Raw genomic sequence first — 21562 nt, 5'->3', positions numbered from 1 at the left:
ACACGAAGAGCCTAATGCACTGTCCACAACGGTACGTTGGGCTTCCTATCTAATATAATGTTTTAATATGGTATTCCGAGTGTTGCTTTTTGAAAGATCGATGAAAAAAGTTTTCGCAACTGTTGGGGTGGATACTATCTGAAAAAGTGTACTTCTGACAGGATAAATGAATCATCATCATGGTGATCCCTGCAGGTAGATCCGTGATGGGTTTCGAACGAATCAATCCTTCGTCTGATGGGCGTCAATAAACTCAGATGGCGACATTTCGAACTGTTTTCTGAACTCCTTACTAAAATACTTACGGTCGTTAAATCCGACGGAAAACGCCGCGTCGGCCACGGACATTGATGGCTGCTTGAGAAGTTCCGCAGCCTTTTTCAATCGCATTTCTTTGATAAGGTCAGCAATCGAATAATTTGTAAGGGCTTGTACTTTCTTATAGAGGACAGACCGGCTCATGCCAATTTCAATGACCAGTGCATCGACATCAAATTGCGGATCATCCATTTTTGATTCGATGATGGATACCAGTTTACCGATAAACTTTTCCTCTGGTGAATTTGATGTTAAAGAAATCCTGGTGGGTTGAAGAATCAGCTGTTGCGAAAATTTCTCGCGCATGATCTCCTTGGCCGTGAGGAGATTTTTTATAGTCAGCTCAAGTATTTTTGTATTGAACGGCTTCGAGATGTAGGCATCGGCGCCTGTTGCCAGCCCTTGTACCTGGTTACCTATAGACGAACGCGCTGTCAGCAAGATAACGGGAATATGATTTGTATTCTCCGTGGACTTAACCGACGCGCATAGTGCGAGTCCGTCGGTGCCAGGCATCATGATGTCGCTGATGATGAGGTCGGGTATGTCTCGCGCCATGGACACGAGTGCATGCGATCCGTTAGCGAACTCGATGATCTCATAATCTGGTCGTAACGTATCCGCTATAAACGATCGGACTTCGTCATTGTCTTCCGCTATCAGGATGGTCGGTCTTACCTGCGTTGTACGGGGTGTTTCCAAGGCATCCCCTGGTACAGGGTCTGCAAACGAACCGATTTCCTGACGATCATCCGAATAAAATGATTCCGAGACGATCTGCGTCTTATCAAAATGGTTTACCCCTTTTTTTAGCGACACCGTAAACGTGGTACTACCGGCTTTTTCGCCGGTCCGGGTATCGCTCTTAAAATGCAACGTGCCCTTGTGGAGCTCCACGATAGTCTTTGAAAGCGCCAGGCCCACTCCGCTGCCCATGTTCTGCCTGCCGGAGTCGTCGACCTGATAAAAATTCCTGAACAATTGATCCTGATGAGCTTCGGGAATTCCTTTACCGTTATCCGAGACATGAATATCGACCCATTCGTCGCGGGATTGGATACTAAGGACAATCTTACGATGGTCTGGGGTGAATTTAAATGCATTGGAAAGAAGGTTGAAGACTACTTTTTCAAGTTGATTTGAATCAAAGTAAAGCCATATCGATTCTTCATCACTTAAAAATTCATAAGCAATGCTTTTATCATCCGCAAGCCCCTGGAAGTATTCGAATATCTTTTTGCAAAAAGGAACGATGTCTTGTTGGGAGATATAGAGTGACAGATGTCCCTCTTCGGCTTTGCGAAAGTCCATGAGTTCCGTGACAAGCTTCAGGAGTCGCGAAGCATTGTTTCTGATCAGGAGAAGTTGCTTACTGGCCAATCTTTCACCGGAAAGGCTGTCCATCAGTTTCTGCACGGGTCCAAGAATGAGTGTAAGCGGCGTCCGGATCTCATGCGAAATGTTCGTGAAGAAGTTCATTTTCATTTGATACAGCTCCTGCCTGCGTTCATTGAGAATATGTTCCATTTGCAAGTCCGCCAGCATTCGCCGGCGATACCCCATAAAGGCCAGCACGGCTGTTACAGCTCCCGTTGCCAGCAAAAAATAAATGGCATATGCCCACCAGGTTCGCCACCAGGGTGGCAGCACGATCAATGCCAGTTCTCTGATCCCGTTACCCCAGTGCTTACCATCGTTGGATGCCTTGATGTAAAGCTTGTAGCTTCCGGGCTGAAGGTTGGTGAAATTGACAATCCGCTGATTGCCCAAGGGCTGCCACGCTTCGTCACCCCGCAGCCCTTCAACCCTAATGGCATATTGGCTTTTTTCCGCGTTGATATAGTTAAGCGCGGCAAACTTAAAACTAACGGAGCCCTGGTCGTAGCGCAACGTTATTTTATCAACCCGTGTGGGTGACTTTGCTATCGGTGATTCGCCTCCGATGGGAACGCGTTTATTGTTGATCAATATTTCTGTCAGCACAATCGTTGCCGGACTGGTGTTGGCCATCAATTTGTCGGGAGAGAAAACAGACATCCCATTCGTTCCGCCAAATGCCAGCTCATGCGTTTGAAGCGACAGACCACAGGTGTTTGAAAATTGATTGCACGGCAATCCGTCGGATGATTTGTATACCGTAATGTGGAAATCATCAGCATTAAACGGGATACCAAATTTTCGAAACGACAATTTTACAAGGCCCATATCGGTACTAAACCACAAATTCTGATCCTTGTCTTCGGTGATGGCGTGAATGAAATTATCGGCAAGCCCCAATATGTCTGTGATGGGATAGAATTCCTTTGATTTTAAGTCGAAGTAATTAAGCCCCCTTTCGGTACCAATCCACATCCTGTGTTTCGAGTCAACGAAGAAGACAGTGATGTGATTATGGCTTATGCGGCTTTGAATGTCTCTACTTCTTCGATATAACTGCGTAAACGCTTTCTTTTGGGTATCGTAATACGATAGTCCATCCTGAGTTCCTACCCAAATATTTTTCAATGAATCTTTTAGGAGTGCGGTAACGTAATTGTCTGCGATCGATCCGGGTTTGCCTTCATTTATGTGCGAAAGTAATGTCTGCCCGTTACGAAAGAATTTCAATCCGCCCCCGTTTGTACCGATCCATGCACCGCCGTCGTCTGGCAATATCGTATGGACTATCTTTTCGCCGAGCCGGCCCTGCCGGGTGGGAATATCAAAATGAGTAATCTTTCCAGACGTCTTTTGCAAGACGCTCAGTCCCTCGAGGGTGCCGATCCATAGATTTTCCCCGTCGTTGGCCAGAGATTTGATACCATTGTTCATCCTTCCATGGCGCGGCGACTTGACCGAATAGTGCGTGAAAGAATCCAGTTTTCGATTGATATGCGTTACGCCGCCGCCATAGGTGCCAACCCAAAGCGAACCATCAGAATCTTCCACGAGCGCGTTAACCAGCGGGTGTAACAACCCTTTTGGACCGATGGCTTCACCGATATTGTTAAAATTTGAATTTCCGGGATAAAAGAAATCAATACCACCCGAGAAGGTGCCGACCCATACACATGATGCGCGATCCTTCATCAGACATCGTACTGCATTATCGCTGATCGTATTTGTATTGGTTGATTCGTGCAGATAGTTGGTAAATTGATTGCTTGAGGCATTCAACTGACTGATGCCATTCTGGGTGGCAAACCATAACGTGTTGCTGTCGTACACCAGAATATCCTTGATCCAATTAGACGACAGGCAATTGGCGCAGTTCTCTTTGAAAGCGTACGACCGTATCTCGTTTCTGACTGCATTGAACCGAAAGACGCCGGAAGTTTCCGTACCAAACCAGAGGTCACCATCGACCGTTTGACGGATAGCAACAACTTTTGTAGAACGGTGTAGCGTACTCGCCTGAATGGCGTCGGGTAGGGGAAGTATTTTCCTCGAAACCGGATCAAACCTGCTCAGCCCGCTTTTCGATCCAACCCACAGTTTTCCTTCGTTGTCTATATATAAGGAGTATACAGCCTCGTTGGCGATCGAAATGGTTTCTGTTATGGATGCATCTTCCAGTGTTTTTGTGGTTTTATTCAATTTCTTCAGGCCTCCGAACGTACCGATCCACAGGTTTTTCCGGCCATCTTCGGCGATGGCGGAAATATAGTTCCTGCCGCCTTTTGCCCTGACGAGGTCAATGGATTCAAATGTTTCAAGATCGCGATCGAAGCGATTTAGCCCGTGCGCGGTGGCCACCCAGATGGTTTTTTCGCTATCCATAAACACCGCATTAACGCGATCATTGCTGATGCTGGTGGTATCTGAAGCGCTGTGCACGAATGTTTTGAACTCATAGCCGTCATAACGGGTAAGGCCTTTCAGATTACCGGACCAAATAAAACCCTGATCGTCCTGGAGGAATGCCGAAACGGGGCTTTGTACCAGACCTTCGCGATAAGAAAAGTGCTTAAAATTGACAAGGCCCGGTTGTGCACCCAGTAAACCGGACTGGAGCCCTGCGATCAGTATTATGAGATAATATTTACTCCTGGCCATTACAATTAAATTCAGAGGCTGTGGATGCGACTCAAGTTAGGCAAATTGGAAGTGTATCTCAATGGTGGCGATCGATCAGGACGTTTGTACCCCTATTTCCGGACGAATTTCATCCCTCTCCAGCGTCGCCGTCGACAATATTTGCATCAGCAAAACCAACTGTATCGCTCACCTTAAATCTAACTCTATATGACACATCAATCGAACTGGTCTGCAGGCACAAAAGTGAATGTGAGGGCGGGCTTTAGAATTCATCTCCTTGTTTTTCTGCTGGCAACACCGGCCCTATGGATTGTTTGGTATCTGACCGACAGAACGTATGTGTGGCCGCTTTGGTCAACGCCGGCATGGGCCATCGGTGTACTCTTTCACTATCTCGGCGCATTCGTTTTCAGGAAATCGGTAAACAATTAGTACCCGCCATGAACGAACAGCCAACGGTATTCAAGCGCATCGTGACCGGCCATGACGCCGATGGGAAAGCTATTGTTATCCCTAACCTGCCGCCTATGGCAATGCAGCTTGTCGGCGGGCCCGGTGGTCCTACTTTCTTTGAAGTATGGCACACGGCGGAAACGCCTGCTTTGATCACGGCACAGCCGGGCGCCCCGAACGAGGATAGTCTGGTGCTGGCACCGCCCGGCAAGGGGACCCGGATACGGGTGATCGAATTCCCCCCGGAGGGCGATGAGATCCGAAAACTTACCGGGGCAGATGCCCAGGCTAAGTTTAAGTTCATGGGTAACGAAAGCGCCTCGACTTCGCAGGACGGCGCCCCCCATCCATTAATGCACCGCACGCAAACCGTGGACTATGGCATCGTGCTCGAAGGCGAGATAACGATGGTCCTCGATCGTGGTGAGACTACCCTCCAGGCCGGTGATGTCGTTATTCAAAACGGTACAAACCATGCCTGGGCTAACCGGTCAGGAAAGATCTGTCGCATGGCCTTTGTCCTGATCGACGGCCGGTTCTCTCCTGAGCTTTTACCGGAAAAAAAATAAAGCTATGCGCATCAAACCGTTACCACCCGATACCCTTGGTGCAGAAGTCCGTCACGTGCATGACGAGATCGCCAACCTCATTGGCCGGAGTCAGAGCCAGGTAACCATGATCGACGAGCAGGGAGCGTTGCTTGGACCATTTCCGCCCATGCTACACTACCCGCAGTTCGGCGTCCCGGCGTTGAGCTTTATACGAACGCTGGACGTTCATGCCACACTTGACAAACGTGTGCGTGAAGTAGCCATTCTTACGATAGGGGCAGCATTTGGGGCCCGCTTCGTGCTCTATGCGCATGAGATCATGGCGAAGGCGTTCGGCCTTCCCGCCAATGCTATCGCAACACTGGCAGCCGGGGGACAGCCTCATGGACTGACTGAACAGGAAGCCGTTGCCCACGATATCGCCAGCGCGCTAGCGCGGGGACGCGTTGTTCCCGATGCAACCTATCAATGGGCCGTACACCTGCTGGGGCGTGAGGGCGTGGCCGAGCTCTTCTTCCTGATCGGCGGCTATAGTCTTCTGGCTATGATCTTAAACGGATTCGATATGCCAGCCCCTGACAACATCCGACATCAGAAACACGGTTAGACATCTTCACTAAACATTCATGAACAATAAAAATTAAGAAAATGGAAAAGGCAATATTAACGCTGCTGTCGGCAGCATTTACATTATCGGCATTTGCAACCTATACAGTTGATGAGGACAACACTACCGCCACCAATACATATGTGTTGGTACACGGCGCGTGGCAAGCACCGTATGTCTGGGACGCCGTGCGCGCCGACCTGGTCAATAAAGGTAACAAGGTGGTCATCGTCCAATTACCGGGTCACGGCGATGACAATACTCCGCCGCTGAACCTGACCCTCGATGTTTACAGTAATAAGGTTATCGAGGCTGTTTCGGAAGTAAACGGCAAAGTGATCCTGGTGGGGCACAGCATGGGTGGAATGGTCGTGACAACTGTAGCCGAAAAGATTCCGACAAGGATCCACAAACTGGTCTATATCGCCGCGTTCCTTCCGGCCTCCGGGCAGGCGCTGACAGACCTGGCTTATTCGGATCCCGATTCTCAACTAGGCCCTGCGTTGGTTCCGTCGGCCGATAAGTTAACGCTCGATGTTTTGAATAACAAGGTGACAGATCTCTTTGTAAGCGATGGTTCACCGGCGGACAAAAAGCGGGTGATCGAAAATTATCGTGCAGAACCCGCCATCCCATTCACCAACAAAGTTACCCTGACCGATAATCATTTCGGCACCGTCAGTAAGGTCTATATCAAGACGCTTCATGACGTCGTGATCTCACCAGGCTTCCAGGACCGGATGATCGCGCGGGCGGGTATCAAAGCCGTCTATCAGCTCGACACCAGTCACTCGCCTTTTTTGGCCAAACCACATGAGGTGTCAGCGCTATTGCTCGAGATTGCGAAATAACGTCGTGATTATTTTACGCACATGGATACAACGAGGCCAATATCATTTTCAATGAAACGCATGGCGATTATTTTAATCATGCTATTTTTCCTGTGCCCGACGACCCCGAACGCACAACATCCCCACGACGTTGTTGCCGGAGAATCCAGCCGGGATCAAGCTAACAACAATGACTTCGCGGCGAGGCTAACCCGGTACGACGTCAAGCCGGACTATCAGACCGCATTCCGCAACGTTGTGCGTGATTATGTGAGCCATTCGCTGGGCCGGGAAAGCAATGTTCTATCGGAAGCATACTATGAGCAAGAAGATCCGTCTGTGCTGTGGATCATCGAACGATGGATCGATAAAGTTGCGTTGGAAAAGGCCGGCAAGAGCGTTGAAAGCCGGGCCATTGAGTCGTTAGCGAAAACAGCGCTATTAAAACCAGCGAAAAGGATCGATGTAAAAGACCTGGAACCGCTCTCCAAACAGCAGTGGCGTAGTGTTGTCAGGAAAACAGATGATCCGATCACCGTTATGCTGTTTGTCGATGCAAAGGCCGGAACAGAACAAAAGTTTATGGCGGTCTATCACACGGCCATGCCGCAATTTCGCCGTGAGCCAGGTGTCATTGCCTATCAGCTCTCACAGTTGGAAGGGGACAGCACACAGTTCGTTACCTACGAAAAGTTCAGAAGTGAAGATGCGTTTCAATACCACCTTAAATTTCCACCCATACAACCTGTGATCGACTACCTCCATACAAGCATAAAAAAGCAACCCTTTCAGGCCGGCCTTCACAAGCTTATAGAATTCGCGCCCCTTACCCGCGAATGACATTCCCGTCTGAAATATTAATGACCCACACAATAAAACAAACCCTATGAAGGCAATACATCAATTTATTCTAACAGGTATTATCATTATGCATACTGTCGTCAACACTGAAGCCCAGGTGAAAGTAGCCACGGGCCAACTACTATCGTATGAGCTGGAGGTGCTGAACCAGCTGACCTCTCCCTCCGCGGTTGTCAATATGCCCCTAGCGCGATTGCTGAATGCTACTGGAAACGAAGCGTTGAGAGCATTCTTTTTTACTCCGGTAGCGAACAGAACAGCGTTAAAGGGTAAAAAGATCGCTGTACTTGCCGCCGATGGTTTCGAAGAAATAGAACTATCGGGACCGGTATGGTACTTCCGCGAATTGGGCGCCCAGGTGGAGATCGTTGCGCCTAAATTCAATCCCGCTCCTGAACGATACGGGCTGAGCACTCCTGAAATGGCAAAGACACATATCATGGCCATTCAATACCTACAGCCTGTAGGCTGGATTAAGTTCGACCGCACGGCAGACCAGATCAAGGTGAGTGATTACGACGCGATCTTCATCCCGGGCGGCGCCTGGAACCCTGATAACTTACGATTCGACAAAGACGTAATCCGGTTCATTCAGGATTTCAACAAGTCGGGGAAATTGATTGCCGCGATCTGTCACGCGCCGGTTGTGCTGGCATCCGCTGATATCCTTAAAGGGAGAAAACTTACGGGGTACTGGAACATCCAGGTAGATTTGAAGAATGCGGGAGGTACGGTGCTGGAAGAGCCTGTAGTGATCGATGGAAACCTCATCACCAGCCGCCACCCCATCGATGTCGCCGATTTTTCGAGGGCAGTGGAAACCTGGCTGACCAAGCACTGATCCCAAAACAAAACCCGCATCGGGTGACGCCGAAAGACAGGGATTAAAACGTAAAGCATTAAACTTTTAGACATGAAAGCCTTAGTTATCGGCGCCACCGGTGCAACGGGTAAAAACCTGGTTGATTTCTTACTGCATGATGCGGACTACGCAGCCGTTGTGATATTTGTTCGTGCTCCCACCCAGCGAAGTCACCCCAAACTGACGGAGATACTCACTGATTTCGACAACCTGGAGGCTGTATCCCCATTTGTCCATGGAGACGTTTGGTTCTCATGCCTGGGAACAACGCTGAAGACTGCCGGTTCCCGAGACAGACAGTGGCATATCGATTTTGAGATACCGTTAAAGTTCGCCGAGGTCGCCAAACGAAACGGTGTCTTTAGCGCCGTGTTATTGTCTGCGTATGGGGCGAAAGCATCCAGTCCTCTATACTATTCTATGGTGAAGGGTAAACTGGAAGATCAAATTGAGACCCTTGCGTTTAATCAATACATTATATTCAAGCCTGCCATGTTGTTGCGCAAGAATACCGATCGATCGGGCGAGCGGGTGAGCGCGCTGCTGCTAAACTTTCTGAACGGCCTGGGGTTATTCAGAAAATTCAGGCCACTGCCTACATCGCTGCTCGCTGAGAAAATGGCAAAAGCCCCCAAAACGCTCTCCACAGGACTACACATCATCATGCTCGATAAAATCCGCGATTTCGGCTAAGTTCCATGATGATGTGTTCCTGTCTTCATTCCCGTGGAGACATCTGTTACCAGAATGTAGAATAGAGCCCCGTTAAGATTCCGACAATAATGATGGCTCCCACCATAAATGCGGGTGATACTTTGAACATGCTGCGGTCAATCTCCACCGGTGTGCTTTTGTTCTCGTGCTGTGGCTTCAGGAGACTGATGATGACCATCACCGCTATGATGAAGCAGAAGGTGATCGTCATGCGGTCGAGGAAGGGATAATCGGGGAATGCGCCGTTTGACCACTGCGGCAGGAATTTTAAGATCGTCGATATGGGTATGGTGAGGAGTGTGCCGGTGAGCGCTGCTGCGGACGTGGTCCTTTTCCAAAACAGGCCCATGAGGAAAATGGCGAGCACGCCGGGGGAGATGAACCCTACATACTCCTGTATGAACTGGTATGCCTGGTCGAGTGAGCGCAGCGACGGGGCAACGATGCCGGCAATGACGAGTGATACGATGACGGCCCACTTGCCGGTGCTGACGACGGTTTTTTCGCTGGCGTTCTTGTCGAAGAACTTTTTATAGATGTCGAGTGAGAAGATGGTGGAGATGCTGTTGGCTTTGCCGGCGAGCGAAGCGACTATGGCGGCTGTAAGCGCAGCGAAGGCGACACCTTTAAGGCCCGGCGGCAGCAGGTTCATGAGGGTAGGGTAGGCGTGGTCGGGTTTGAGGACGCCAAGCTCGTCGGTCATTTCCTGCTGAAATAATCCCTGCTGGTGGAGCACATACATGGCGATGCCGGGTAATACGGCGATGACCGGAATGAGAAGCTTGATGAAGGCGGCAAAGAGAATGCCGTTGCGCGCGGTCTTGAGGTCGGCGCCGAGTGCGCGTTGGGTGATATATTGATTGCATCCCCAATAGGCGAGGTTGTTGATCCACATACCGCCGATGAGCACGGACAAGCCGGGCAGGTCTTTGTGATAAGGGTGATCTTCGGCGAAGATCATGTGAAAGTGCGACGCTGCTTTTTCGCGCAGCAGCGAGAGCCCGGTGAATATGTTCGCAGCATAGCCTGATTTTTCTGCCAGGAGCGTCAGCGCGAGGTAGGTGGTTACGAGGCCGCCGATGAGCAGCACGGCTACCTGCACGACGTCGGTATAGCCGATCACCTTCATGCCGCCGAGTGTGACGATAACGGAGAAGACGATCAGACCGGCGATGCACCAGTTGAAGCTGATGGTGGAGATGGACGTAATGGCGATGGCCCCCAGGTAGAGAATGGACGTGAGGTTTACGAAGACATATACGAGGATCCAGAACACGGCCATGATGGTGCTGACGGTGTCGTTATACCGCCTTGCCAGGAACTGGGGCATGGTGTAGATCTTATTCCTGAGGTAGATGGGAATGAAAAAGACCGCGACGATGATCAACGTGGCGGCCGCCATCCATTCGTAGGTAGAGATGGCGAGGCCCAGTGCAAATCCGGAGCCCGACATGCCGATGAAATGCTCTGCAGAAATGTTGGAGGCGATGAGCGATGCGCCGATGGCCCACCAGGTGAGCGAGCCTTCTGCCAGGAAGAAATCCTTGGAATCGCCCGTGGTGTTGCGGGTTTTACGCTTGTATACGTAGTAGCCGTAGGCCGATACGAGAACAAAATAGATCAGGAAGACAATATAGTCCGCTGGGTGTAGCCGGTTCATAGGGTTGGGTAAGGGGGCACAAGGCTCAAAGTTTGGAGCTTAAAGTGTTAAATAAAAGAAATAAAGATGGCAATTTCCAGCAAGAGGTCATTTGCGCCTGAAGCTGAAAATTGCCATCCCCACGCTTTCTGCTTTAAGCCCGGAGCGTTGCGCTTTTAACTTTGAGTTTCAAACGGTTAGACTCAAAATTTCAGCGTGGCCGGTAAATATTTGGCTACGAGGTCTTCATAGTACGGTTTGAGCTCCTTCCAGTCGGGTGGGTTGGGGTTCTTGGAATACAGGTCGTATGGGTTGAAGAGATTCACCCATTTGAACATCTCGCGGTCGTGGTCGTCGAGCAGGTGCTCATAGGCATGCTCACGATGCTGCGCATAGAAGGAGTGGTAACGCAGCATGTAGAGGCCGGGCTCGGGAATGTAGTCTTTCATCATCTGGTAGACATATTCGTCGTGGCCCCAGGACATGTCCACATTCCGCAGGCCGCAGTTGGGCTTATAGATTCCGTGTTTGGTATTGTACTGCGGGTTGGCGTGGTCGGGGTTGGCCGAGAAGAACTCGGGGAACACGATCTTGTCGGAATGGGCGCAGCCTACCGGGAAGGTGTCGCCTACCACGGCCCACTGGGGCTCGCCAAAGAGGCACAGCACTTTACCCATGTCGTGTACCAGGCCCACGAGCACGAACCAGTCGGGATGTCCGTCGCGGCGTATGGCTTCGGAGGTTTGCAGCAGGTGCTGGAGCTGGTCCAGGTCGGTATCGGGGTCGGAATCATCGACCAGCTGGTTGAGGAAGGTAAAGGCATCCCAGATGGGCATTTCCTTCCTGTTGAAGGCGAGGTAGTCCTTTTGCTTTTGCTTGACGAAGTCGTAGGTCTGATAGGTATGGTTGAGCCGGTAGAACTCCTTTACCGTGTCGCGTTGGGGGTTGTCGTAGTTGCGGTATTCTTCAACGGATTTTTCGTTGGCGATGGCCTCCGGATCCGGGTATCGACGGAGCAGATCATCTTCCCATTCATCCAGGTTTGCGAGCGGATTGATTTCGGCTTGAGGCTTCATAGGGCGCAAAGTTTTAGTGGAATTGAATAACCTTACTCAACTTGGCGAATAATACTGCCTGGATCAACCCTTTGAGCAGGCTTATTTACGAAACCGTTTTCGTGGTACAGCCAAAAAAGCCATATTGTCGTTACTATGGGTGTGACCATTAAGCAAATAGCGGCCGATCTCAACCTGGCGGTGTCTACGGTGTCTAAGGCGCTGCGCGACAGCTATGAGATCAGCCCGGAGACCAAGGCGCGTGTTTTTGAATATGCGTCGCGGCTCAACTATGTGCCCAACCTGTATGCGAGCAGCCTCAAGCGGCGCCGCAGCGGCAACATAGCGGTCGTGCTTCCCGAGGTGGCCGATAGTTTTTTCTCCAGTGCCATAGACGGTATCGAGGAAGTTGCGCAGGCAAGGGGGTATCATGTCATGGTCTATCTCACGCATGAAGACGTGGGACGTGAGCAATCGATCGTTCAGGCGTTCCGCAATGGCCGGGTTGACGGCGTGCTGATGTCTGTCGTCGCCAACGAAGCCACGCGCGACCACCTGGTCGAGCTCGACAGTCGCGATATGCCCCTGGTATTCTTCGACCGGGTGTGCGAAGGGATCCGTTCTGCGCAGGTGGTCACCGACGATTTTGAGTCGGGCCGCAAAGCCACCCAGCACCTGATCGACCGCGGCAGCAAGCGCCTGGCATTTTTATCACTGGCCGGCGATCTGGCCATCATCCGTCAGCGCCAGGAGGGCTACCTGCAGGCGTTGCGCGACAACGGACTGGACGAGCAGACGAACCCCGTGGTGTGCTGCACGCATACCGAGGCTGACAATCTGCCGCTGATCCGGCATCTGTTGCAGGGTAAGCACCGCCCCGACGGCATCGTGGGATCTGTTGAAAAGGTCGCTACACAAACGTACACCGTATGTCACGAACTGAACTTGTCGATACCGGCGCAGGTACGCGTCGTTGGATTCTCCCACCTGCAGATCGCCGGCTTGCTCAATCCATCGCTGACCACTATTACTCAGCCGGCGTTCGAGATGGGCAAGGCGGCTGCTACGCTGCTCTTTCGCAGCCTCGAAAAGCAAGTGGACGTGCGCGGCGAGAAGATCACTATATCTTCTGTGCTGGTGGCCCGGCAGTCTACGGCTTAGAATGGGCTCTATGATTGGTCCCTAAGCTTAATCCATTGCTTAACGATGTTCTGGAGGTCTTTGCTTTTTGCCTTTACTTCCGCCATGCTTTTGAATTTCGCATAGGCTTTACCTTTCGGGGCCGGTTCCAGCACTGTGCCCGGGGGTAAGCCTTCCGCCTGGTGGAAAACCAGCGTTACGGCGTCTTTCACACGCGGGCTGAACGTGGCAATGTCGCCCTTGTAATAGAAACTGGGACCACCCCATTTCACATCTTCTGTCATTTCGGGGTGTACTTTCATGATCGTATCCCGCAATGCTGCCAGTTCTTTTTTTAACGGATGATCCATTTTTGACAGGAACTCCTCTACTTTTTTTGAACTCATTTTTTCTTCATTTATAGTGTCGCAATGGCCGGACATTGCAGCGCCGAATCCGGCGCAAACCTGTTGTTCGCGCGGTGTCGTACCGGTGTTGACGAAGCTAAATTCGTATGCCCCGGGCTGAGAAAAATTTACAAATGTTGAGAAAGGGGAAATTATTTATCGCTGATGATGCGGCTCAACTGGGTGGGCGTAATACCCAGATAGGAGGCGATGTGGTACTTTTTCAGGCGGGGAAGAATGTGATCGTGTGAGAGCAGGAACTGTCGATAGCGTGTGGCGGCGGTGTCCGATCGAAAAGCGATCTCCAGCGGTTCTTTCTCAATTACCCAATGCTTTTCCAGGTAGTTGATGTAAAACAAGGCAAGATCCTGGTGCTCATCCACGAGTTTTCTGAATGCACTGAAATCGTATTCCAGCACCCAGGTATCTTCTATTGCGGCGATGGCGAATTTGCTTGGGGTGCCGGTCATGGTCGCCGTGACGGATGCTGCCAGGCGGTTCTCGGGGAAAAAGTATTTAATGATCATTTCACCTTCCGGTGGGAAATAAGACTGATAGGCCAGCCCACGACAGATAAAGGCAAATTTACGTGGCACCTGGCCTTCCGTCACCAGCAGTTCACTTTTGCGGTACATCTTTTCCTTTAGCAGACCGGCCCAGGCCTGCTCGGATGCGGCCGTGATGGGATAGTACCTGCGGATCTGTTGGAAGAATTGTGCAGTGCTCATCGTTCCTTATTTTCAGGCGTAATTTAGTAATTGCTGATTTGTTTGCTGTAAGCCCCGCAACGGATGGCTGTGGCCTGTGTAGCACGAAGACAATCCACGGGGCAGCCGGGGGTCGGAGACCCCCTCCATTGAGTGCGCGAACAGTGCTGGGCACAAGTCGCCCTCCCTTCGGTCGGAAGACTCGCGCCAGCTGTTGGGTGCAAATTTGATGATCTGGTATATGTGGTTTTAGCTATCAATTTAGCGCTTGCTTCTTATGACAGTAGCTTGCGGCTGGCTGTTTGCCGGGTTTCGTCTGTTTAAAAAAGTATTATCTTTCTGCAGATAATTTATGACACACCCGCTCGATAATCCTGTATGGAGTGCGCTTACCACCGGCAATAAGGATATTGCGCTGGGAAGCGATAAGGTTAAATTTTACCGTTTGGATATATCGCTCTTTGCCGGGCTGGTCGAAAACTCAGCGGACAATTTGCTGAAACTTCATGCGATCGCCCCGGGTGATGCGGGGGTGTTTGGCGTTGTGTCATTCGGCAACCTGGATATACCCCGGTCCTGGACGATTGCGCATAGTGTGCCCGTGTTGCAAATGGTCTGCGAACAGCCTGTATATCGCGCCGCCGCCACAACGCCCATGGCCGATCTTTCTGACGAGCACATTCCGCAGATGCTGGCGTTGGCAGAGCTTACTAAACCGGGCCCGTTCAGAGAACGCACAATTGATTTTGGTCACTACCAGGGTATATTCGATGGCACGCGATTGGTCGCCATGGCCGGGCAACGGATGCATGCAACTCCGTACGCCGAGATCAGCGCGGTCTGCACGCATCCCGACTATGCCGGGAGAGGTTATGCGGCACAACTGATAATAAACCAAATGAAGCGTATTGTCGGGGGCGGTGAGATCCCGTTCCTGCATGTGACGACGACGAATGAACGGGCTATCAAACTTTATGAATCGCTTGGGTTTACAGGCAGGAGGGAGCTCGTTGTTTATTTTATAGAGAAATAAGGCGGCCTTTGGGTATTTGATGGCCTATATTATCCACGTAAGAAATGAAATTTGTCTGGTTGATCGATGTCGGTTACATTACCCGGGCCAGCCGTGGCCGAGGGAAAGTTGACTATGTTAAAACCCGTGCGTTCCTGGAAAAACGGTACAATGCCACGGGTAATGCGTTGATATTCAACGGTGTAGATAAACGTTATGGGATCGACCTCGGCTTGAAGCAATTCTATTACAACATGGAGACTTCGGGCTTTGGCGTTAAGCTGTACGAGATGGAGGGCGGCGCGCAGAAACAAGTGGACGTCGCCATTGCCAGCTATATCGTTTATTATGCCATGCAGGGATATCGGATCGTCTTATCTTCCGGCGATCGTGATTTTGTTCCCGCGCTTCTGCTGGCCACGGAACAGGGTGCTGCGGTGACGTTGATGACCTATGATCTTGGGGTACATGGAGACCTGATGGCGTTATCTGGCGAGATCCTGCATTTCGAGGATTTTCCGGAAGTTTTGAGATGATCGAAGCCCCGTGCGTATGCACGCCTCTTTTTTACGACATGAATATGGGGGTATGGGAGCCTGAAGCGCCGGGCAGGAACGCCCTGTGCGCATATGCCAGGGGTTAGTTGTCGACAGAAAGCTTCACCGGCCGTAAACGGGCTTGACATTGTCGATGCTAGCCCCAATATTGCCAACCTATAAAACCCCATCTCATGCTCACAAAAACGCCCTTGCTGGAGGCCATTAACAGCGCCAATTTTACTACCGCCGAAGCGCTCATCCGGAACGGTGAGCGCATTCCCGACGGCCTTCAATCGTATAACCTCACGCAGCTCTATGAAACCCTGATCTCCAAAAAGGGCTTTGCCGTGCTGAAGGCCCTGGCGGCCGATGGTCAGATCGTTACGGATGTATATGAGCTGGAGAAGTTCGATAACAGTGTCTTTAAGCCCTTGATCAAACGCTTGCCGCTGGACGATGAATCGTTTGCGTTCCTGCGTGAATTTGTCGGGAATGCCCAGAATATAAACGACGAGGTGGACGGCAAAACACTGTTGGCGTATGCGTTCGAGTCGCAGGCAGAGCCTGCTGTGATCCGGGCGCTGATCGACGCGGGCTGCCGCACGGACTTTAAGAATAACGCCGAGGACAACCTGATCTGCCAGGTTGTACGTATAAACCTCATGCCGGAACCCAAACAGCTGGCCTATGTTGAAATGCTCATTCAGGAAGGTGTAGACGTAAACGAGACCAACGTCGTGAAGCAAACGGCCCTGCATATCGCCGTAGAGCGTGATAAACGTCACCTGATCGATGTCCTGCTGCAGCACGGTGCCCAGCCCAATGAACCGGATAAAAGCGGTAATACGGCTTTCTTTTATGCACTCGCCCATAAGTTCGATCGGGTGGTATACGAAAAACTGTCGGGCCATACGCCCGCTGACTTTTCTTTGCTTAACAAGGACGGCCAGACGCCGCTTTCGGAATTCCTGCGCATGATGCGGGGTGGCGCTAACGATATCGCGCTGCTGGAACAATTGCTGGCCGACGGTGCGGATCTCGATGATGCTACGCCGTATTATAGCAAACCCAGGTCGGGATGGGACTGGATCATTGAAAAACCGACCGAAGTGCTGCAGATGGCACTTCGAAAGACGGGCGTGGATGTAAACCACCCGGACAACGATGGCAATACACTGCTGCACAAGGTGTGTGCGATCAACCCGAACTACGAACAAAACAAGGCGCGGGAAATCTATAAGAAAGCGAAAATGCTATTGGACGCCGGTGCGGATCCAACCCTGACGAATACCCAGGACAAGAAAGCAATGGACCTGGCGGCCGGCGACAACCTCAAGGCCAAAACCGTGGAAATATTGCTCGCCGCTGAAAAGAAATAAGTCCCTCTGAAAAACGACCTACATATGTCTCAATCCTTTATCATCGCGTGCGAAGAAGGCAAGCGCAAGATTGCCGAGCTGCTGCTGGCTAACAACGAAGTAGATGTAAAATATACCGACGAGAAGGGCCGCACGGCGTTGCATTACGCTGCCCATCGGGGCTATCTCGATATTGTCAAGTTGCTTATTGCGGCGGGAGCCGATCCGGACTACGAGGATCATCAAGGGGAGACGCCGTTGTTCTTTGCTTGTCTGCAAAAACAAAAGCAAACGGCGATATACCTCCTGGAGCAGGGCGCCCGCACAGACATCAACGACCTGAATGGCAACAGCCTGCTGCACCTCACGGCCCAAACCGGTCAGACGGAAGTTGTGAAACAGTTGCTGGATAGGGGAGTGACCGTCGATGCCGAGAACAACCAGGCCGAGACGCCTTTGCTCATCGCGGCATCGTGGCGCAATATGGAGATCGTGACACTGCTGCTACAGCACGGGGCGAATGTCAATACCACTAATAAACAGGGCGATTCGCCGTTGTTGTTTGCTGTTCGATCGAAGCACATGCCGATGGTAGAGCTGCTCCTGACGAACGGTGCCAATATCGATCATATCAACCACGCGGGCGAGAACGCGCTGCTGTTGGCGTGTTATGAAACCAACCGTATGCTGGTGAACCTGCTGGTGTCGAAAGGTGCGAATTTGTTTGTGTCTTCGAAGAGCGGTGTATCGCCGATCTGGTATGCGTGTGCGAATAATCAAAAAGAAATTGTCGCGCTGTTCTTAGATCACGGGCTGGATGTGAACCATAGCCGGCCGCTGACCGGAGCGACAGCCTCTATGAACGCTTATCTGGACTGGATTGAAACGGCCGGCAACCTGTCGGTGCAGAGCTCTTTTACGCTTAATACTACGTATGAATACGGCGGCGAGAGCCTGCTTCACCTGGCCGTGAAGAGCGGGCATATGAGCATGATCAAATTATTGCTGGAGCGCGGCGCTTCGATCAATATCCAGGACGAATCGGGTAACACGGCGTTGCATTATGCTGCGGCGAACGGAAAGAAGGATGCGGTTAACTACCTGCTTGAGCAAGGGGCTGACCCTGCTATTGTCAATGTGAAAGAGCAAAAGGCGATCGACTATTCCAACATCAAGGGATTTAATGAGATCACGGCGCTGCTGCTGCAGTATGGGCCTGCGCCGAAACAAGCGGCACCGGTTGCCGCTGCGCCGCCTGCTGGTAACGGGGCAGGAGCTTTGAATAAGAAGCAGGCTTTGTTTGATCTGAAGGATCTATTGGATGCAGGGGTTCTTACGCAGGCGGAGTTTGATGCGGAGAAGGCCAAGATCCTGAATGGTTGACATTGGGCACGCCGGTCCTCAGCCCGGCGTGCCTTGTATAAACTATAACTTGAGTTTCCCTTCAATGGAATCGTCCAGGGTCTTTCCTACCATTGCGCCGATCAACTGTTTGGCAAATCCTACGATCTGTCCGTGCTTGGTATCCCAGTAGTATCCATCCATGGGCTTTACGCGAATAACCGAAATTCGTGGATCATCTTCCCCTTCTGTAAACCAGGTTTTGAACACGGGACGCCAGAGTTCCTGGATCTTCTTTTTGTCTTGACTGATCGAGGCATGGCCGTAGAGTGTCAGGAAATCGGAAAAGTCAGAGCCTTTCAATAATAGCTGTACGGCCGGGTCTTTTGAAATGTGTTCGTTCGTATGGCTGTCGGTGGCACTTAGGAACCAGCACGTGCCGTCGTCATCGATCTGTTGAATGGCCATGGGGCGTGTGGCGAACGGCGCGCCGGTTTTCAGGTCGGTGCAGAAGAAGCAGTTCTTGGCTTTGTCGCTTAGCTCTTTGAGCTTTTCGATGGCGTCGGTGCCGCGAAGGTCCTGGTAGTTATCTTCGGGTTGTTGTTGGTTGATGCTGCTCATAGCGTGGTTTATGGGCAGCTTGGTAAAAACTGTGCCGACGCCGGTGAGCAGGCTGTTGCCTGCGGGGCTCGAAAACAATTTGCGGGTGTGTAGGGGCGTAGCCCCTACTACCCCCTTTAGCTTTTTGCTGCCGCAAAAATCTGGGCATGGGATTATCAGTACAGCGCTTGCTTTTTATGACAGTTCCTTGCACCAGATGCCGTAACGCTAAGGCGACATCAGCGCAGCAGCGGGGATCGCCTGTTTGGCGATGCCTGGTCCTTCGTACAAGAGGGTTAAGCTTTTGCCGCCACCGCCGTCGAAATACCGGAGGTCGATGGGATGCATGCCTTTGTCAAGCGCCACCTGGCCGCTGATCTCCCGGTCACCGTGTTCGCCATCGTTATTCACGACAAGGCGGTTGCCGATCTTTAACACGCTGCCGTCGTCGGAGGAAAGATAGAAGGTATAGATACCTTTCTCGGGTACGCTGATATATCCTGTAAAGGCCAAGCCAAAACCGTCGGTAGCGGTGGCAACGGCGGGTATGGTTACGGCCGGTACGCGCACGACTGTCTTCCGATCGGCGGGTACAAACTTTTCCACCGAGCGGTAGGAGCCGTGGCTGGGATAATAAGCACATGCCAGCCCGGGGGTTGCGCCGCCGGGGGTAACGCCCGTGAGGTATGTTTGCTTTTCATAGCGGATGGTGTATGTGTTGCCCGCGCGTCCATGCGCGCCGTAGCTTACCATCTTCAAGGTGGTGGTCGTGTCCAGCATCAGGGCTTTTTCGTATAGAGTAGCGGTGCTATCGGGTTGTGTGCCGTCTGTTGTGTAGCGCAATGCCGTGATGCCGTTGGGAATGGCCAGGGCGATGCGGGCGGTGTCGGTAAAGACTACGTGCTGCGGCAGGTCGGGAATGTCGGGCAGGCGATAGTGCACGCCAAGGGCGTCGAGGCGGGCGTAGTGTATGTTCATGCGCTCCTCGAAGCTCTCCCAGTCCTTTTGCCGGCTCCACGCTACTTCGGCAAGGGCCACCATGCGGGGCATGGTCATGAAGTCGAGGCGGGCCTCGGTGGGTATATATTCTGTCCAGATGTTGGCTTGAACGCCTATGAGCTTTTTTTCGGCTTCGGGGGTCACGCCTTCGGGTACGGGGTTGAAGAAGTAAGTATGCTTGAGCGACGTTTGGTCGGGCTGGTAGTCGAAGTAGCAGTGCGACGTGGGGCTCATGATGAGCGTATGGCCCCGTGTGAGGGCTTTTGCCGGTGCGTCTTTCACCCAGCCGCGCCAGTACATCACCGTCAGGGAGGAGTCGGCGTTGCTGTCTAATACTTCATCCCAGCCAATCGGTTTTTTGCCGAGGCGCTGCACGATCTGGCGCGCGCGGTTGACAAAATAACCGTGCAGGTCGCGGGCGGTCTTCAGACCTTCCTGTTTCATCATGGCGGCGCAGGTGCCCGAGGTGATCCAGGTGGCCTCGTCTACTTCGTCGGCGCCGATGTGCAGGTATGGGCCGGGGAACAGGTCTGCTACTTCGCTCAATACTTCTTCGATGAATTTATAGGTGGTCTCTTCGCAGGGGCACAGCGGCGTGGTGAAGAGCTTGCCCCAGCTGCTTTGGTCGGTACATGTCAGCGTCGGCATGGCCTGGATGGCGGCCAGCATGTGTCCGGGCATGTCGATCTCGGGCACGATGGTGATCATGCGCTGCTGCGCGTAGGCAATGATGTCGCGGACTTCTTCCTGGGTGTAGAAGCCGCCATATTGCCGCTGGCCTTCGGATGTACGGAAGAACTTTTCGGGTAACGCAAACGTCGGGTCGGTCTTGGCTTTGGCCAGGCAGACGGAATCCTGATTGTTTAGCGTGCGCCAGCCGCCGGCTTGTGTCAGTTGCGGATAGCGTTTGATCTCGAGGCGCCAGCCCTGGTCGTCGGTCAGGTGCCAGTGCAGCGTGTTGAACTTATACAGCGCCATGCGGTCGATGAAGGTGCGTATAAAGTCGGTTGAGAAGAAGTGGCGTGATACGTCCAGGTGCATGCCGCGCCAGGCGTACCGCGGTGCGTCGCGTAGTGTTACGGCCGGTACGGTCCACGTGGCATTCTTGTGGTCTTTGGTTTCGATCGCGGCCGGCAGGAGCTGCCGCAGGCTTTGTACGGCATAAAAAAGTCCGGCGGCATCGGATGCTTCCAGGTTGATGACATCGGGGCTTACGGTAACACTATAGCTCTCGGCAGGTTGGCCGGGGATCAGGCGCAGGTGGATGGCGTGGCCGGTGGTAAAGGTCTCCACCTTCTTTACGGGCACCTGAAACGATGAAGCGCCACTCAGGAGCTCGCCGAGATAACGTGCTACGCCGGCCACATTGCCGGTATCGGCGGCCAGTTGTATGACGGTTTGAGCGTTGATCTCAAAGTAACCGCTGCCGGTTTGTCGTTGGGCCGGTTCAGGGATGATCGCGACGGGGCCGGGGAGCGCTGCTTTCTCGCGTGGGGTACACTGCGTCAGCAAAACGATGCCGGCCGCTAAAAACAATTGTATTCTCATGTTACGTTCAGACTGGGTAAAAGAT

The 21562-nt window shown here is 52.1% G+C and carries 19 protein-coding genes; 12 read left to right on the top strand and 7 right to left on the bottom strand.

Translation table 11 applies throughout. From position 1 onward, the window contains the following. Positions 1 to 222 precede the first annotated feature (222 nt). Positions 223 to 4353, bottom strand: coding sequence for a hybrid sensor histidine kinase/response regulator transcription factor (locus KK078_RS13755; protein WP_254090863.1), 4131 nt, complete (start codon positions 4351 to 4353; stop codon positions 223 to 225). A 189-nt stretch (positions 4354 to 4542) separates the two neighbouring features. Here KK078_RS13755 and KK078_RS30825 point away from each other — a divergent pair, with 189 nt between their 5' ends. From KK078_RS30825 to KK078_RS13725, 7 genes are all read left to right on the top strand, one after another. Then, positions 4543 to 4767 carry a 2TM domain-containing protein gene (locus KK078_RS30825; RefSeq protein WP_394370565.1) on the top strand — a complete coding sequence of 75 codons (225 nt, stop codon included), beginning with the start codon at positions 4543 to 4545 and terminating at the stop codon, positions 4765 to 4767. Between the two features lie 8 nt (positions 4768 to 4775). Further along, the gene (locus KK078_RS13750) at positions 4776 to 5357 is read left to right on the top strand and encodes a cupin domain-containing protein (protein ID WP_254090862.1); all 582 of its coding nucleotides are present in this window, start codon (positions 4776 to 4778) and stop codon (positions 5355 to 5357) included. A 4-nt stretch (positions 5358 to 5361) separates the two neighbouring features. Further along, positions 5362 to 5946 carry a carboxymuconolactone decarboxylase family protein gene (locus KK078_RS13745; protein WP_254090861.1) on the top strand — a complete coding sequence of 195 codons (585 nt, stop codon included), beginning with the start codon at positions 5362 to 5364 and terminating at the stop codon, positions 5944 to 5946. A gap of 41 nt (positions 5947 to 5987) precedes the next feature. Continuing rightward, a complete protein-coding gene (locus tag KK078_RS13740) occupies positions 5988 to 6797 on the top strand; it encodes an alpha/beta fold hydrolase (RefSeq protein ID WP_254090860.1) in 810 nt (269 codons plus the stop codon). A gap of 51 nt (positions 6798 to 6848) precedes the next feature. Then, on the top strand, positions 6849 to 7616 hold the full coding sequence (locus KK078_RS13735) for a putative quinol monooxygenase (RefSeq protein WP_254090859.1): 768 nt from the start codon (positions 6849 to 6851) through the stop codon (positions 7614 to 7616). Between the two features lie 46 nt (positions 7617 to 7662). After that, on the top strand, positions 7663 to 8478 hold the full coding sequence (locus KK078_RS13730) for a DJ-1/PfpI family protein (protein WP_254090858.1): 816 nt from the start codon (positions 7663 to 7665) through the stop codon (positions 8476 to 8478). 72 nt (positions 8479 to 8550) lie between these two features. Next, positions 8551 to 9192 (top strand): NAD(P)H-binding protein, encoded by a 642-nt coding sequence (locus KK078_RS13725; protein ID WP_254090857.1) that lies wholly within the window; start codon positions 8551 to 8553, stop codon positions 9190 to 9192. A gap of 46 nt (positions 9193 to 9238) precedes the next feature. Here the strand turns inward: KK078_RS13725 and KK078_RS13720 are convergent, their stop codons facing one another. After that, complete coding sequence (locus KK078_RS13720; RefSeq protein WP_254090856.1) at positions 9239 to 10873, bottom strand: sodium/sugar symporter; 1635 nt, start codon at positions 10871 to 10873, stop codon at positions 9239 to 9241. A 182-nt stretch (positions 10874 to 11055) separates the two neighbouring features. Beyond that, positions 11056 to 11928 carry an inositol oxygenase gene (locus KK078_RS13715; protein WP_254090855.1) on the bottom strand — a complete coding sequence of 291 codons (873 nt, stop codon included), beginning with the start codon at positions 11926 to 11928 and terminating at the stop codon, positions 11056 to 11058. Between the two features lie 135 nt (positions 11929 to 12063). Between KK078_RS13715 and KK078_RS13710 the strand changes: the two genes are divergently transcribed. Further along, entirely contained in the window at positions 12064 to 13068 is a 1005-nt protein-coding gene (locus KK078_RS13710; protein WP_254090854.1) for a LacI family DNA-binding transcriptional regulator, read from the top strand. A gap of 8 nt (positions 13069 to 13076) precedes the next feature. On the opposite strand, the gene KK078_RS13705 is transcribed toward KK078_RS13710, so the two are convergent. Together KK078_RS13705 and KK078_RS13700 are read right to left on the bottom strand one after the other, a co-directional pair. Beyond that, the gene (locus KK078_RS13705) at positions 13077 to 13433 is read right to left on the bottom strand and encodes a DUF1801 domain-containing protein (protein ID WP_254090853.1); all 357 of its coding nucleotides are present in this window, start codon (positions 13431 to 13433) and stop codon (positions 13077 to 13079) included. A 152-nt stretch (positions 13434 to 13585) separates the two neighbouring features. Next, positions 13586 to 14161 carry a Crp/Fnr family transcriptional regulator gene (locus KK078_RS13700; RefSeq protein ID WP_254090852.1) on the bottom strand — a complete coding sequence of 192 codons (576 nt, stop codon included), beginning with the start codon at positions 14159 to 14161 and terminating at the stop codon, positions 13586 to 13588. Positions 14162 to 14492: 331 nt separating this feature from the next. On the opposite strand from KK078_RS13700, the gene KK078_RS13695 reads away from it, so the two are divergent. From KK078_RS13695 to KK078_RS13680, 4 genes are all read left to right on the top strand, one after another. Beyond that, complete coding sequence (locus tag KK078_RS13695; RefSeq protein ID WP_254090851.1) at positions 14493 to 15173, top strand: GNAT family N-acetyltransferase; 681 nt, start codon at positions 14493 to 14495, stop codon at positions 15171 to 15173. A gap of 44 nt (positions 15174 to 15217) precedes the next feature. Next, the gene (locus KK078_RS13690) at positions 15218 to 15688 is read left to right on the top strand and encodes an NYN domain-containing protein (RefSeq protein WP_254090850.1); all 471 of its coding nucleotides are present in this window, start codon (positions 15218 to 15220) and stop codon (positions 15686 to 15688) included. 194 nt (positions 15689 to 15882) lie between these two features. Next, complete coding sequence (locus tag KK078_RS13685) at positions 15883 to 17070, top strand: ankyrin repeat domain-containing protein (protein ID WP_254090849.1); 1188 nt, start codon at positions 15883 to 15885, stop codon at positions 17068 to 17070. Between the two features lie 24 nt (positions 17071 to 17094). After that, positions 17095 to 18432, top strand: coding sequence for an ankyrin repeat domain-containing protein (locus KK078_RS13680; RefSeq protein ID WP_254090848.1), 1338 nt, complete (start codon positions 17095 to 17097; stop codon positions 18430 to 18432). 42 nt (positions 18433 to 18474) lie between these two features. On the opposite strand, the gene KK078_RS13675 is transcribed toward KK078_RS13680, so the two are convergent. After that, positions 18475 to 19011 carry a pyridoxamine 5'-phosphate oxidase family protein gene (locus KK078_RS13675; protein WP_254090847.1) on the bottom strand — a complete coding sequence of 179 codons (537 nt, stop codon included), beginning with the start codon at positions 19009 to 19011 and terminating at the stop codon, positions 18475 to 18477. Between the two features lie 207 nt (positions 19012 to 19218). Then, entirely contained in the window at positions 19219 to 21537 is a 2319-nt protein-coding gene (locus KK078_RS13670) for a family 20 glycosylhydrolase (protein WP_254090846.1), read from the bottom strand. Positions 21538 to 21562 lie beyond the last annotated feature (25 nt).

Source organism: Dawidia soli (genome assembly GCF_018598185.1).
Taxonomy (GTDB): Bacteria; Bacteroidota; Bacteroidia; order Cytophagales; family Cyclobacteriaceae; genus Ohtaekwangia; species Ohtaekwangia soli.
This window is presented reverse-complemented; position numbering and strand designations above follow the sequence as displayed.

Excerpts from the sequence above, each read along its gene's own strand:
- KK078_RS30825 (WP_394370565.1), top strand. The coding sequence starts at position 4,543 with ATGACACATCAATCGAACTGGTCTGCAGGCACAAAAGTGAATGTGAGG.
- KK078_RS13715 (WP_254090855.1), bottom strand. The coding sequence starts at position 11,928 with ATGAAGCCTCAAGCCGAAATCAATCCGCTCGCAAACCTGGATGAATGG.
- KK078_RS13705 (WP_254090853.1), bottom strand. The coding sequence starts at position 13,433 with ATGAGTTCAAAAAAAGTAGAGGAGTTCCTGTCAAAAATGGATCATCCG.
- KK078_RS13685 (WP_254090849.1), top strand. The coding sequence starts at position 15,883 with ATGCTCACAAAAACGCCCTTGCTGGAGGCCATTAACAGCGCCAATTTT.
- KK078_RS13750 (WP_254090862.1), top strand. The coding sequence starts at position 4,776 with ATGAACGAACAGCCAACGGTATTCAAGCGCATCGTGACCGGCCATGAC.
- KK078_RS13710 (WP_254090854.1), top strand. The coding sequence starts at position 12,064 with ATGGGTGTGACCATTAAGCAAATAGCGGCCGATCTCAACCTGGCGGTG.
- KK078_RS13680 (WP_254090848.1), top strand. The coding sequence starts at position 17,095 with ATGTCTCAATCCTTTATCATCGCGTGCGAAGAAGGCAAGCGCAAGATT.
- KK078_RS13745 (WP_254090861.1), top strand. The coding sequence starts at position 5,362 with ATGCGCATCAAACCGTTACCACCCGATACCCTTGGTGCAGAAGTCCGT.
- KK078_RS13670 (WP_254090846.1), bottom strand. The coding sequence starts at position 21,537 with ATGAGAATACAATTGTTTTTAGCGGCCGGCATCGTTTTGCTGACGCAG.
- KK078_RS13700 (WP_254090852.1), bottom strand. The coding sequence starts at position 14,161 with ATGAGCACTGCACAATTCTTCCAACAGATCCGCAGGTACTATCCCATC.
- KK078_RS13695 (WP_254090851.1), top strand. The coding sequence starts at position 14,493 with ATGACACACCCGCTCGATAATCCTGTATGGAGTGCGCTTACCACCGGC.
- KK078_RS13755 (WP_254090863.1), bottom strand. The coding sequence starts at position 4,353 with ATGGCCAGGAGTAAATATTATCTCATAATACTGATCGCAGGGCTCCAG.
- KK078_RS13725 (WP_254090857.1), top strand. The coding sequence starts at position 8,551 with ATGAAAGCCTTAGTTATCGGCGCCACCGGTGCAACGGGTAAAAACCTG.
- KK078_RS13675 (WP_254090847.1), bottom strand. The coding sequence starts at position 19,011 with ATGAGCAGCATCAACCAACAACAACCCGAAGATAACTACCAGGACCTT.
- KK078_RS13720 (WP_254090856.1), bottom strand. The coding sequence starts at position 10,873 with ATGAACCGGCTACACCCAGCGGACTATATTGTCTTCCTGATCTATTTT.
- KK078_RS13735 (WP_254090859.1), top strand. The coding sequence starts at position 6,849 with ATGAAACGCATGGCGATTATTTTAATCATGCTATTTTTCCTGTGCCCG.
- KK078_RS13690 (WP_254090850.1), top strand. The coding sequence starts at position 15,218 with ATGAAATTTGTCTGGTTGATCGATGTCGGTTACATTACCCGGGCCAGC.
- KK078_RS13740 (WP_254090860.1), top strand. The coding sequence starts at position 5,988 with ATGGAAAAGGCAATATTAACGCTGCTGTCGGCAGCATTTACATTATCG.
- KK078_RS13730 (WP_254090858.1), top strand. The coding sequence starts at position 7,663 with ATGAAGGCAATACATCAATTTATTCTAACAGGTATTATCATTATGCAT.